Raw genomic sequence first — 12168 nt, forward strand, 5'->3', positions numbered from 1 at the left:
TCGGCCACCGTTGTTGCAATAAAAAGCGCGGGTCCTGCCCGCGCTTTTTTGTGTCGTCGTTGGGCTTACGACCTGAAGGCCGCCAGTTCCTCTATGCCGACATGGCTTTCGATCTCGCTGCCGCGCAGATAGAGGTAAACGCCGATGCAGAAGGCGAGGGCGGCGATGAACACCAGATACCACGCATGCGCCATTGGATTGACGGCTAGCGCCATCGTTACGCCAATCGGTGTCAGCCCGCCGAAGATGGCATAGGAGACGTTGTAGGCGAAGGAGAGGCCCGAGAAGCGGACCGATGCCGGGAAGGCGCGCACCATGACATAGGGCACTGCACCCGCCATGCCAACCGACAGGCCCATGACGCCGTAAAGCACGAACATGGTTTCGAGCGATGTGCCGGCATAGCTGTAGAAAGTGAAGGTGGCGATGCCGAAGAAGATGCTGGCGGCCATGAAGAAAATGCCGGAGCCGACACGATCGATCAATGCGCCGGCGATGATGACGCCGAAGATGAGGAATAGCGTGCCGAAGCTGGTGCCTGCCAGCGCCTGCGTCGGTGTGTAGCCATAGAGCTTCTGCAGGAAGGTTGCCGTCATCAGCGTGGTAACGACGATGGCTGCGGACAGAACCCAGGTCAGCAGCGCGGAAATGATCACGCCGCGCATATGGTGCTTCAGCACGAGGCCAAGCGGAAGCTTGTCCGTCAGCGACTTCGACTTTTTCATCTCCATGAAGATCGGAGTCTCTTCCAGCCAGCGGCGCAGATAGACGGCAATCAGGCCGAATATGCCGCCGAGCAGGAAGGGAATGCGCCATGCATAGGCCGCCACATCTGCTGCCGAGAAGAGGGAATTGATGGCAAAGGCAATCAGCGAACCGAGCATGATGCCGAAAGAGAGGCCGGACGTCAGAAAACCGCAGGCGAGCCCGACGCGGCGAAAGGGCACGTGCTCCGCAACGAAGGTCCAGGCACCCGGCACTTCGCCGCCGATGGCCGCACCCTGCAGCATGCGCAGGACGATGAGCAGGATGGGGGCCGCAACGCCGATGGTGGCATAGGTCGGCATCAGCGCCATGCCGAGCGTCGAAAGCGCCATGAGCAGGATGGAGAAGGCGAAGACGCGTTTGCGGCCATAACGATCGCCATAATGCGCGAGAACGATGCCGCCCAGCGGCCGCACCAGATAACCGGCGGCGAAGATGCCGAAGGTCTGGATCATCACCAGCCAATCGGGCATTTCCGGCGGGAAGAACAGATGGCCGATGACGGTGGCGAAAAACACGAAAATGATGAAATCGTAGAACTCCAGCGCGCCGCCGAGGGCCGAAAGGCCGAGAGTTCTGTAGTCCTGCCTGTTCAGGGGCCGGGCAGCTGCCGGTGTGGTGGTGGGAGACATAAGCCTGCTTCTTTTTCTAATTCACATGTTGCTAATGGGCATGAGGCAAGCGATGCGCGATTTCAAGCCTTATCAGCTCCTAATCGCTCATGAATTTTGATGGACGATCAAGAAAGCGCCGCAGGAAACTGATGTTTTCCAGCTCGTCATAAAGACGCTCGGTGATGCCGTTCTCGTCGAAGTAATAAATCGTCGCTTCTGGAATGGCCAAGAGCACCGGCGAATGGGTTGCGATGATCAACTGCCCACCACTATCTGCCGTGTGACGGACGAGGGCTGCAAGCTCCAGCTGCTTTTGCGGTGAAAGAGGACTTTCCGGTTCATCAAGAAAATAAAGGCCGGCGCCGTGCAGGCGCTGCTGCATGATATCGAGAAATCCCTCGCCATGCGAACGCCGGTCTATGACGTTGCTTCTAACGATATGCATGAAAGTGTCCGGTGGTTCCTCGGGAAAATCTTCGCCTCTTTTCAGGGCTTTTTCCCGCTCCCAGCGAAAGTCATCCAGGGTCTCTTCATTCTGCTTGCGGATGTAGCCAAGCACGTCTTCGGCGCGCATGAACATGCGGATTTTCGGGTATTTCTTGCGGGCGAAATAGAATGCCTTCGCCACGGTTTCCGCATGCTGAAGATAGAGGTCGCCGGCAACCTGTCCATGATTGCCGATGGCATAGGCCGTCATTCCGGCCGCCAGCCCTTCCAGCAGCGTGGATTTGCCGGAGCCGTTATTGCCAGCGAAAAAGGTGATCGGCGTCTTGAATTCGAGGCGTTCCAGCTGGCGCAGCGCCGGAACGGTAAAGGGGTATTCGTCCCTTCGGTCCGGAGTTTCCTTCATGGTCACGCTGTCGAGAAACAGCATTTTCAATCCTCTTTATCGATGCTTCTTTTTCTGTGCGTCCGTTTGCGGCGGAAGAGGAGTATATTATATTGGTGTATATTATAAGTATCAAAATTACATCTGTGTATTTTCAAAGTAATTAAATGAATAGTCATCGATTAAATTTTATATTAAGGCGATTGTAGAAATATATCCCGATATTTTTGTATTGCGGGGAAGATATGAATCAGATTGCGCTGGTTTACGTCGCCATCATATTTTTGTTCGCGTCTGCTGTGGATGCCGATGCCAAGCGTTTTCGGTTTTTTGCGGTGCCTGGCTTCAGTCGCGGTGAGACGATCGACAGGGTCTACGACTTGCCCAATCAAACGACTTTCGTGGTGGAAGGGAAGTTCTTTGACCTCGGCTATCTGAACAGCAGTAGTGGCGACGCTTATGTTCTTTATAATGGCGACCAATACGTGAAGTTGGACGAGGTGGGCCTTAAGGGCATTTCCAGTATGCTTGGATTTGACCCTACCGTCGAGGACCGCAAAAAGCGTGCGGCGGCTTCGGAGGCGGCTGAGCCTATAGGGAGACTGATAGGTGGGTTTGTGCTGCTCGTGGGCCTGTTCGTGCTCCTGCGCAGGGGTATTCGCTGGTACTATCGGTCGGGTAGCAGAAACGCTCGTCTCGAGCGGGAAGATATCGAGGCGGTCGTCGAATTACCGGAACCCCGTCCGCCGACCATACGTCAGCAACGTGCTCCAGTTACCCAGGATTATACGCCCGCTCTCAATGAGGTTGCACCGCCGACCAGAAGACCGGAGGCCGCGCCAAATCGCGCGGGGATGGCAGTCCGGCCGTTCGGACGCAGGAATGCCTGATGCCGTCTAGACAAACGGCATTTTCCGGGACGTTCCGGCTGTGACTGTTATTCGAACCTGTCGATGATGCTGATGCCACTTTCCTGGAAACGGTCCATGGCGGGAAGGGCGGTGATGGCATCGGAAAGGGTGATGTGGCGGCCGATCAGTTTTTCGGGCGCGAGCTTGCCGCTATCGATCATCGCCAGCATGTCTTCGTAGCGCCATGCCTGCATGCCGTGGCTGCCGTAAATCTCCAGCTCGTGGGCAATCACCCGGGCCATGGGGATGGCTGGCATGGCGTGATCGGCCAGCATCAGCCCTACCTGAACGTGGCGCCCGCGCCGGCGCAGGTTATTGATGGAATTGCAGCAGGTCTGCGGGTGGCCAAGCGCGTCGATAGAGACATGCGCGCCGCCGCCGGTCACTTCGCGCACCGCCTCCGTAACATCGGCAACCGAGCGGCTGTTGATGGTGGCGGTTGCGCCGAGTTGGCGGGCAAGTTCGAGCTTGTCTTCCGCAATGTCGATGGCGACGACCTGAGCGCCGAGGCCTGCGCCAATCATGATGGCGGAGAGGCCGACGCCGCCGCAGCCATGTACCGCCAGCCACTCGCCGCCTTTCAGGCGACCCTGGTCCGTCACTGCCCGGAAGGACGTGGCGAAACGGCAGCCGAGACCGGCGGCAGTGGCGTAGCTCATCGTATCAGGCAGATGAACAAGGTTCTGGTCCGCGTAATCGATGGCGACATATTCGGCGAAAGAACCCCAATGGGTGAAGCCGGGCTGGAACTGCGTTTCACACACCTGTTGATTGCCGGAGCGGCATTCATGGCAACGGCCGCAGCCGGAAACGAAGGGAACGGTGACACGGTCGCCTGTCTTGAACCTGGTAACGTTCTTTCCGACCGCAGCGATAACGCCGGCGAATTCGTGGCCAGGGACATGCGGCAGGCGAATATCCGTATCGTGGCCCATCCAGCCATGCCAGTCGCTGCGGCAGAGGCCCGTCGCCTTCACCTCGATGACCACGCCGCCGTCGGTCGGTTCCGGATCAGGCAGGGATGCCACAATCGGGGTCTCGCCGAACAGTTCGTAAAAAAGCGCGCGCATCCTGGCCTCACATTGTCGGTAAGCAGATTTGAATTATACCTGCTCTATCTGCTTCCGACGCTGGAGAAAAGCCATTTAATCTTTGATCACCATAAGATCACCAGCCGCGAATTTAAGCGTTACTTGTTCGCCAAGGGCGGGCGGTGCGGTGCCTGGATCGTTGAACATGTCGAAAGACAAGGTCGAACCGCCGAGATCAAGACGGGTTCGGATGACCGAACCCAGGAACTGGCTTGAGGTGACGATACCGGAAATAGCGACGTCTCCCTTCGCGTCAGCCCCGAGAGCTCCTGCTTCCGGGCGCAAGGCGAGGGTGATTTTTTCACCGTTTGCAACATCGACCGGCTTGTGGAGCGTCACGTTCTGCTCTCCGACACGAATTGTGCTGGTAGAGGAATCGACGACGGTTGCGTCGATCAGGTTCAGCGTGCCGACGAAGGAGGCGACAAACCGGGTCGCGGGCTTGTTGTAGATATCGAAGGGCGAGCCGATCTGGTCGGCGCGGCCGGAATTCATGACAACGATACGGTCGGAGATCGACAGGGCCTCTTCCTGATCGTGGGTCACGAAAATTGTGGTGATGCCAAGCTTTCTCTGGATCTGGCGGATTTCTTCGCGCAGCGATACGCGGATCTTGGCATCGAGCGCGGAAAGCGGCTCGTCCAGCAGAAGCACTTCCGGCTTCGGGGCCAATGCGCGGGCAAGCGCCACGCGCTGCTGCTGGCCGCCTGACATCTGGTAGGGGTAACGATCCGCCAGATGCTCCAGATGGATGAGCTGAAGCATTTCCTTCACGCGTGCATCGATCTCGGCTTTCGGCTTGCCGGCGACTTTGAGGCCGAAGGCGACATTTTCGTAGACGTTCATGTTGGGGAACAGCGCATAGGCCTGAAACACCATGCCGATATTGCGCTGGTTCGGTCTGAGCGTCGTCTGGTCCTTGCCGTTGATGACGATCGATCCGCCGGTCGGGATTTCGAAACCGGCGATCATGCGCAGCACGGTGGTCTTGCCGCAGCCCGACGGGCCTAGAAAGGAGACGAACTCGCCCTTTTCGATGGCCATGTTGAAATCATGGACGACCTGTACGGAGCCGAAGGATTTCTTGATATTGCTAAGTGTCAAAAAGCTCATGAAAATCTTGTCCTCAGGCCTTGGGAGGCGCGCCCTTCTGGTAGCGTGAAACGAGTTGGATCAACCCAAGGCAACCCCAGGTGATGCCGAAGGAGATCACGGCAAGTGCAGCCGGTTCATAGGCGCGGTTGGCGCCAAGCAGCTGCATATAGGGGCCAAAGGCCGGGCGGTTCAAAAGGGCGGCCATGGTGAATTCACCGATGACGATGGCGAAGGTCAAAAACGCACCTGACAGCACGGCGACCAGAACATTGGGCAGGATGATGCGCGACAGAATGGTCGTCCACCCCGCGCCAAGGCTCTGCGCCGCTTCCGTCAGCGTCGAGACGTCGATGGTCCTCAGACCAGTATCGACGGCGCGGTACATGTAGGGCAAGGCGAGCGTGGCATAACCGAACATCAAAAGCAGGTTAGTGCCGAAGGTCGTGCCGGTCAGCGGAAGCCAGCTGGAGGTGTTGTAAAGCCTGATATAACCGAACACGATGACGATGGCCGGGATGACCAGCGGCAGGAGCGTGATGAATTCGATATAGGGGCGCAGGCCAGGCAGTTTGAGGCGGACCCAATAGGCCGTGGGCACCACCAGCAGCACACCGAAAACGATGGTGAAGAGAGCCATCACCACAGAATAGCTGAAGGTTTCCTGAAAACGCGGGTCGGTGAGCACCTTGCCATAGGCGTCGAAGGAATATTCACCGCGGCGCATTTTCAGCGAGAAGTTGGTCATGCCGATCAGCGGCAGGGCGAAATAGAGCAGGCCGAAGATCAGCGCGCCCCAGGCGAAGAACTTCTTCATTTGAGCCACCTTTCGCTACGGGCGCGCAGCCAGATGTAAAGCGCATTGGCAATGCCGGTGACGACGATCATGCCGAAGGCGAGAGCGTAACCCAGATGCGGATTGCCGAGAACGTCGCCGCGGATCTGCGCGAAAAGCAGGATGGGCACGATGTTGAGCGACGAGCCGGTAAGCGCGATCGCGGTGGCCACCGCACCGAAGGCATTGGCAAACAGCAGCGACATGGTGCCAAGCAACGATGGCAGGAGGATGGGGAAGGCCACCATGCGCCAATATTGCACGCCGGTCGCGCCAAGGATTTCCGCAGCTTCGCGCCACTCGCGCTTCAATCCGTCAAGCGCTGGCGTGATGATGAGGATCATCAGCGGAATCTGGAAGAACAGATAGGTGACTGTCAGGCCCCAGAAGGACAGGATGTTGAAGCCGAGGAGTCTCAGATCAATGCCGATCTGCGTCTTCAAAAACACGGTGAGTAGGCCGACCGGGCCGAGTGTGGCGATGAAGGCGAAGGCGAGCGGCACGCCGGCAAATTGCGATGCGACGCCCGAAAAGGTCAGGAGCGGTCCGCGAATGCGCTGCGGCAAACCGCCCAGAACCACGGCGGCGGCGACGGCAAAACCAATCAGGCAGCCAAGAGCCGCCGAGGCGAGGCTGATCTTGATCGAAATCCAGTAGGCCGCGAGGATGGACGAGGTGAAAAGCCCGGCGACGTTTTCCAGCGTCAGGCTGCCATCGGGACGCTGGAACGCACCGACCACGATTTTCATCGTCGGAAAAATCAGAAACAGCAGAACAAAAACAGCAAAAGGTACGACGCCTAACCAATGAAGCGGCAACTTTCTGCCCGCATCGGATGGTCCGCCGGTGTTGGTTGATGGCATGCCTGGTCCCCAAACGCCGTTTTCAAACGGTCTGTCTATAAAGTTCTGTATTATCGCACGTCCGGTAAAAACGGAATCGTCAGACGCACTTTCGATCTTTGTTTTGTGCAATTTCCGGGGGTAAAACCTAGGGAGTTTTACCTGAAATGCTTTCAAAGAAGCACCCCGGCTTTTTGAAAAGCCGGGGTGTATTTTTCAAAGGTTACTTCACGTTCGCGCCGACGACGCTGTCCCAGCCGCCGGTAACGGCGGCCTTGTTGGCGTCGACATCTTCGAGCGTCGGGAAGATTGCCTTTTCATAGGCTGCTGCCGGCGGCAGGCTGTCGATCAGTTCCTGCGGAACCTTGCCGGCCTTGACCATCGCGTTGAAGCGGATCGGGTGGCAATAACCCTTCAGCCAGCCGAGCTGACCGTCGTCGGAGTAGAGGTGTTCCATCCAGAGCTTGGCAGCGTTCGGATGCGGGGCGTAAGCGGAAATGCCCTGAACGTAAACGCCAGCCAGAACGCCTTTTTCCGGAACCACGACTTCCGTGGGCGGGTTGTCGTTCAGTGTCTTCTTCCAGGAGAGCGCGTTATAGTCCCAGGCGACGATGATCGGGGTAGCACCCTGTGCCAGCGTGCCAGCCTTGCCGATGACTGGCAGGAAGTTGCCAGCCTTGTTGAGCTCGGCGAAATATTTCAGGCCAGCCTCACCGGCTTCCTTGCCGGACTTCGCACCGCTGGCAAGACCGGCGGCGAGAACGCCGAGGATAGCCTGGTTGGAAGCGCGCGGATCGCCGGCAAGCGCTACCTGACCGGAATATTCCGGCTTCTGCAGGTCGGCCCAATCCTTCGGCACGTTCTTGACGAGGTCCTTGTTCACGAAGAAGGACATCACGCCGTAATAGTCGCCGTACCAGTAACCTTCCGGATCCTTGACGTTGTCAGGGATTTCGTCCCAGGTGGAGACCTTGTAAGGCTGCAGCAGGCCTTCGGCCTTCATCTGCGGGCCGAAAGCGAGACCGACGTCGACAACGTCAGGAGCCTGCGGGCCCTTGTTGTCCTTGTTCGCCTTTACCGCTTCAACTTCATCGGCAGAGCCGGCGTCGGGGTTGAGTTCGTTGACGGTGATTTCCGGATATTTCGCCTTGAAAGCGGCGATGACGTCGCCGTAACCACACCAGTCGTGCGGCAGCGCGACGGTGGTCAGCATGCCTTCCTTCTTGGCGGCAGCGATCAGTTCGGCGCTTGGCGCAGCGGCAGCGATCGCGGTGGAGGCCATTACCAGAGCGGTGGTGGCAGCAAGCAGTCGACGGCAATGAGAGATCACTTTTTTCTCCTCTTCGTGTTCTCGTATTACGGACGCTGATACGGATTCTGGATGAAGCTAATGTGACGGCTGGATTGCAATTTATTTATCCGGATTCCGTCACTTTACGCCCATTTTCCGCCATCACCCGGCTTTGTGCCTGCAATCGCGGGGTAATCCCATCATCATTCGTGTTGGACAGATATGTTCCCCAGCTTGTTTTTATCCCGCTTTATCGCGCTGGTAGCGATTTCAGGTATCCAATCAGCCGGCGGTTTCCGCGTCAAGCACTGTGCCGGCTACTAATGTTCATGTCCGGTCCGGCCTGCGGAACAGACGTGTCTGCTCGAACAGGCCTTCCAGCGCGTTCATGCGCTCCTTGGTTTCATCCCAGGTGCTGCTCTGCACTGCTTCGATCAGCGCTTCGACGACAAACAATGTAACGACCGATGAATCCCATGCCGAGGGGGCTTCGATCTTCACACGGAAGGTGTGCAGCGCGTGGCGCGCCACCGGCGATGTCCACTGATCCGTGAAAAGAATGATCTGTACGCCGTTTGCCTTCGCCACCTCGGCAAGCGTCGTCATGTCGTGCTCATAGCGGCGGATGTCGAAGATCACCAGCACATCGCCGGCGCTCATATTCAACATATATTGAGGCCAGGCGCTGGAGTTGGACGACATCAGCGTCGTCTTCGGCCGGATCACCTGCATATGCGTGAAAAAATATTCGGCAATCGCGCCTGTGATGCGCCCGCCGACGAAATAGATGCTGCGTTTGCGGTCCGAGAGCAGCCTCGCGGCATTGTCGAAGACCGCGGTGTCGAGATCGCTCAAAGTGTCGCGCAGATTGCCCGTTATGGCGTCGGCGAAACGGTTGAGAATATGCAGACCCGGCGCATTGGTTGCCCAGCGGTCATGTTTGGCAACCGGGCCGGAGATCGTCGCTTCCAGTTCTTGGTGCAGATGGGCCTGAAACTCCGGGTAACCTTTGTATCCGAGCTTCTGCACCATGCGCGCCACCGTCGGCGTCGAAACACCGGCATTTTCGGCAATCGTGGTGATGCTGCCGAGACCCGAGACGGGGTAGTTGCCGAGAAGGCTCTCCGCCAGCCGTTTTTCCGAACGGGTCAGCGCGTCATAGTGGGCATGGATGACATCCGACACGGTGGCCGTCGTACTGCGCAAATCTTTCCCCTTCCGGTCTTTTTGCCGGTGTATTGGCGAATATAAGCATCTGTGCCAGCTATCGAGTCAATGGGGAAAATGAAGAGAAAATTTCAAAATTCCATTTGACACTCGCGATAATGTGAAGAATTCTTTTCGTCATCGGCGGGATGGCAGGTTTCGGGGCGGGATGCGTGCATGACGGTGCGTTCACGGTTTTTCACGGAAGCGGAAGGACAGGCTGTCGGCGTCGAGAACGCCGCAGCAAAGGGCGACGTCGTTCTCGTCTGCGAACATGCTTCAGCCACCATACCGGAAAAACTCGGTACGCTTGGTCTTTCGCCGGACGTGCTTTCGAGCCATGCGGCTTGGGATCCGGGCGCCTTGGCGGTTGCGAGGCTGCTTTCGCAGAAGCTCGATGCCACGCTCATTCATCAGCGGTTTTCGCGTCTGGTATATGATTGCAACCGGCCGCCGGAATCGCCTTCTGCCATGCCGGTCAAAAGCGAGATTTACAATATTCCCGGCAATCTCGATCTGAGCGATGCGGAACGGTTTGCCCGAACCTCGGCGCTTTACGTGCCGTTTCACGACCGTGTCAGTGAGATTATTGCTGAGCGGCAGGACCGCGGCCGCAAGGTGGTGGTGGTGACCATTCACAGTTTCACGCCGGTCTATCACGGTCAGTTCCGTGAAGTGCAGATCGGCATCCTGCACGATACTGACAGCCGGCTGGCCGATGCGATGCTGGTGGGCGCCGAGGGTTCTGCGCTCACGGTAAAGCGCAACGATCCCTACGGTCCGGAAGACGGTGTAACGCATACATTGCGGCTGCATGCGCTGCCGGACGGACTTTTGAACGTCATGATCGAGATCCGCAACGATCTGATCGCCAATGAAGGAGACCAATCGGCAATTGCCGATTTTCTCCACGAGCTTATGGGGAAGGCGCTCTCATCAATCGATGAGTGAGGGAGCAATGGGGCGGCTTATGGTGAAAACACCGCGGCCGACCGTCAATGAGACTGCCGCAATCGACAAAAGCCGGAACGGCATGAAGCGGCAAGGGAACAGCAGATGCGTGCGGCGCAGTGCGGGAAACCTCCCGGGCGATGCCGGAAACTGGGGGCACAATCGGCCAATAACGGCTGGCTGGCTTTTTTTTCTATTAAGGAGAGAAGGGCATGGACGGTTCATCATCAGGCGTCAGCTACAAGAAGGCTGATGCATCCTATTTCGAAAAACGTGGACTATCCCGATACGCGGGCGTGTGGTCGCTGTGGTCGCTTGGCGTCGGCGCGGTTATATCAGGGCATTTTTCCGGATGGAATTTCGGCTTTTCCACCGGCGGCTGGGGCGGCATGCTGGTGGCGGGCATCATTATCGCCATCATGTATCTCGGGCTGACATTCTCGATTGCGGAAATGAGCCCGGCGCTGCCGCACACGGGTGCCGCCTATTCCTTCGCCCGCACGGCCATGGGCCCGTGGGGCGGTTTCGTCACGGGACTTTGCGAGAATGTCGAATATGTGCTGACGCCGGCGGTCGTCGTTACCTTCATCACCGCCTATGTGAACTCCATTCTCGGCCTCGATCCGGCCTATTCACCCTTCGTGTGGATAGCCTTCTACGCCATCTTCCTTGCTCTCAACGTCTTCGGACTTGAGCTTTCTTTCAAGGTCACCCTGGTCATCACGCTGATTTCACTCGGCGTTCTGGTGTTCTTCTGGGTCAGCGCCATTCCGAACATGGATTTTTCGCGTTACGCGCTTAATATCGGTGTCGGACCTGATGGCAAGGCTGTGGAGCTGCCGGAAGGCAACGGTTCCTTTTTCCCATTTGGTTTTTCGGGCGTTCTTGCCACGCTGCCTTTTGCGGTCTGGCTGTTCCTCGCCATCGAGCAGCTGCCGCTGGCGGCTGAAGAATCCGTTGATCCGAAACGCGATATGCCCAAGGGTATCATTCTCGGCGTCATCACGCTGATGGTTTCGGCCTTCATGATCGTGCTGCTGAACCCGTCACTACCGGGCGTCGGCGCCTTTCATCTCAGCTCGTCGCTTGAACCGCTGCTGGATGGCTTCAAGGCGATCTACGGCGATGGCGGCGTGGTGCTGCTTGGTCTCGTGGCGCTGACAGGCCTGATCGCCAGCTTCCATACGATCCTCTATGCGCAGGGCCGCCAGATCTATTCGCTGTCGCGTGCGGGTTACTTCCCGACAGTGCTGTCAATCACTCATTCGAAATACCGGACGCCATACGTTGCCAATATTGCCGGCGCGCTCGTCGGCCTTGCGGTCATGCTCGTCATCTGGTTCTCGCTGGGTGCGGAACAGGGCGGCAGCATCATCGGCAGCGTGCTTTTGAACATGGCCGTGTTCGGTGCGATGTTCTCCTACATCCTGCAGGCGATTTCCTTCATTCTGCTCAGGAAAAATCTGCCGCATATCGAGCGGCCGTTCCGCTCGCCCTTCGGCATTCCGGGCGCGGTGTTGACAATCATCATCGCCATCGTGACGCTGCTCTATCAGATCCAGGATCCGAACTTCACCAAGGGTGTGCTGTGGGTAGCCGTATGGTTTGCGGTTGCCATTGCCTACTTCGCCTTTGTCGGACGCCATCGCCTCATCCTGTCGCCGGAAGAGGAGTTCGCGCTGGAGCACAAGCAGGCTGCCATGGCAGCGGCGGCTGCAAAGGCCTGATGCTCGAACTGACG

11 protein-coding genes are annotated in these 12168 nt (G+C 57.8%); 3 read left to right on the forward strand and 8 right to left on the reverse strand.

Annotated elements, in window-relative coordinates:
* Nucleotides 1-65: 65 nt before the first annotated feature.
* Nucleotides 66-1397, reverse strand: a complete 1332-nt coding sequence (locus tag F617_RS0110375; RefSeq protein ID WP_019565254.1) for an MFS transporter — start codon at nucleotides 1395-1397, stop codon at nucleotides 66-68.
* A 79-nt stretch (nucleotides 1398-1476) separates the two neighbouring features.
* On the reverse strand, nucleotides 1477-2253 hold the full coding sequence (locus tag F617_RS0110380; protein WP_019565255.1) for an AAA family ATPase: 777 nt from the start codon (nucleotides 2251-2253) through the stop codon (nucleotides 1477-1479).
* Between the two features lie 200 nt (nucleotides 2254-2453).
* Between F617_RS0110380 and F617_RS0110385 the strand changes: the two genes are divergently transcribed.
* Nucleotides 2454-3098 (forward strand): hypothetical protein, encoded by a 645-nt coding sequence (locus tag F617_RS0110385; RefSeq protein ID WP_019565256.1) that lies wholly within the window; start codon nucleotides 2454-2456, stop codon nucleotides 3096-3098.
* A gap of 47 nt (nucleotides 3099-3145) precedes the next feature.
* Here F617_RS0110385 and F617_RS0110390 read toward each other — a convergent pair whose 3' ends face one another.
* The 6 genes from F617_RS0110390 to F617_RS0110415 all read right to left on the reverse strand — a co-directional run bounded on the left by F617_RS0110390 (nucleotide 3146) and on the right by F617_RS0110415 (nucleotide 9476).
* Nucleotides 3146-4189: a zinc-dependent alcohol dehydrogenase family protein gene (locus F617_RS0110390; protein ID WP_019565257.1), complete on the reverse strand. Its 1044-nt coding sequence runs from the start codon at nucleotides 4187-4189 to the stop codon at nucleotides 3146-3148.
* 75 nt (nucleotides 4190-4264) lie between these two features.
* Complete coding sequence (locus F617_RS0110395; protein ID WP_003513332.1) at nucleotides 4265-5323, reverse strand: ABC transporter ATP-binding protein; 1059 nt, start codon at nucleotides 5321-5323, stop codon at nucleotides 4265-4267.
* A gap of 13 nt (nucleotides 5324-5336) precedes the next feature.
* The gene (locus F617_RS0110400) at nucleotides 5337-6119 is read right to left on the reverse strand and encodes an iron ABC transporter permease (protein ID WP_003513330.1); all 783 of its coding nucleotides are present in this window, start codon (nucleotides 6117-6119) and stop codon (nucleotides 5337-5339) included.
* On the reverse strand, nucleotides 6116-7000 hold the full coding sequence (locus F617_RS0110405) for an ABC transporter permease subunit (RefSeq protein WP_003513327.1): 885 nt from the start codon (nucleotides 6998-7000) through the stop codon (nucleotides 6116-6118). Before F617_RS0110405 ends, F617_RS0110400 begins: the two co-directional genes overlap by 4 nt.
* A 202-nt stretch (nucleotides 7001-7202) precedes the next feature.
* Complete coding sequence (locus F617_RS0110410) at nucleotides 7203-8309, reverse strand: ABC transporter substrate-binding protein (RefSeq protein ID WP_003513325.1); 1107 nt, start codon at nucleotides 8307-8309, stop codon at nucleotides 7203-7205.
* A gap of 288 nt (nucleotides 8310-8597) precedes the next feature.
* Entirely contained in the window at nucleotides 8598-9476 is an 879-nt protein-coding gene (locus F617_RS0110415; protein WP_003513323.1) for a MurR/RpiR family transcriptional regulator, read from the reverse strand.
* Between the two features lie 177 nt (nucleotides 9477-9653).
* On the opposite strand from F617_RS0110415, the gene F617_RS0110420 reads away from it, so the two are divergent.
* Nucleotides 9654-10427, forward strand: coding sequence for an N-formylglutamate amidohydrolase (locus F617_RS0110420; RefSeq protein ID WP_019565258.1), 774 nt, complete (start codon nucleotides 9654-9656; stop codon nucleotides 10425-10427).
* A gap of 212 nt (nucleotides 10428-10639) precedes the next feature.
* Nucleotides 10640-12154: an amino acid permease gene (locus tag F617_RS0110425; RefSeq protein WP_003513319.1), complete on the forward strand. Its 1515-nt coding sequence runs from the start codon at nucleotides 10640-10642 to the stop codon at nucleotides 12152-12154.
* Nucleotides 12155-12168 lie beyond the last annotated feature (14 nt).

It is taken from the genome of Agrobacterium sp. 10MFCol1.1 (assembly GCF_000381165.1).
GTDB classification, from domain to species: Bacteria; Pseudomonadota; Alphaproteobacteria; order Rhizobiales; family Rhizobiaceae; genus Agrobacterium; species Agrobacterium tumefaciens.

Excerpts from the sequence above, each read along its gene's own strand:
- F617_RS0110375 (WP_019565254.1), bottom strand. The coding sequence starts at position 1,397 with ATGTCTCCCACCACCACACCGGCAGCTGCCCGGCCCCTGAACAGGCAG.
- F617_RS0110380 (WP_019565255.1), bottom strand. The coding sequence starts at position 2,253 with ATGCTGTTTCTCGACAGCGTGACCATGAAGGAAACTCCGGACCGAAGG.
- F617_RS0110385 (WP_019565256.1), top strand. The coding sequence starts at position 2,454 with ATGAATCAGATTGCGCTGGTTTACGTCGCCATCATATTTTTGTTCGCG.
- F617_RS0110390 (WP_019565257.1), bottom strand. The coding sequence starts at position 4,189 with ATGCGCGCGCTTTTTTACGAACTGTTCGGCGAGACCCCGATTGTGGCA.
- F617_RS0110395 (WP_003513332.1), bottom strand. The coding sequence starts at position 5,323 with ATGAGCTTTTTGACACTTAGCAATATCAAGAAATCCTTCGGCTCCGTA.
- F617_RS0110400 (WP_003513330.1), bottom strand. The coding sequence starts at position 6,119 with ATGAAGAAGTTCTTCGCCTGGGGCGCGCTGATCTTCGGCCTGCTCTAT.
- F617_RS0110405 (WP_003513327.1), bottom strand. The coding sequence starts at position 7,000 with ATGCCATCAACCAACACCGGCGGACCATCCGATGCGGGCAGAAAGTTG.
- F617_RS0110420 (WP_019565258.1), top strand. The coding sequence starts at position 9,654 with ATGACGGTGCGTTCACGGTTTTTCACGGAAGCGGAAGGACAGGCTGTC.
- F617_RS0110425 (WP_003513319.1), top strand. The coding sequence starts at position 10,640 with ATGGACGGTTCATCATCAGGCGTCAGCTACAAGAAGGCTGATGCATCC.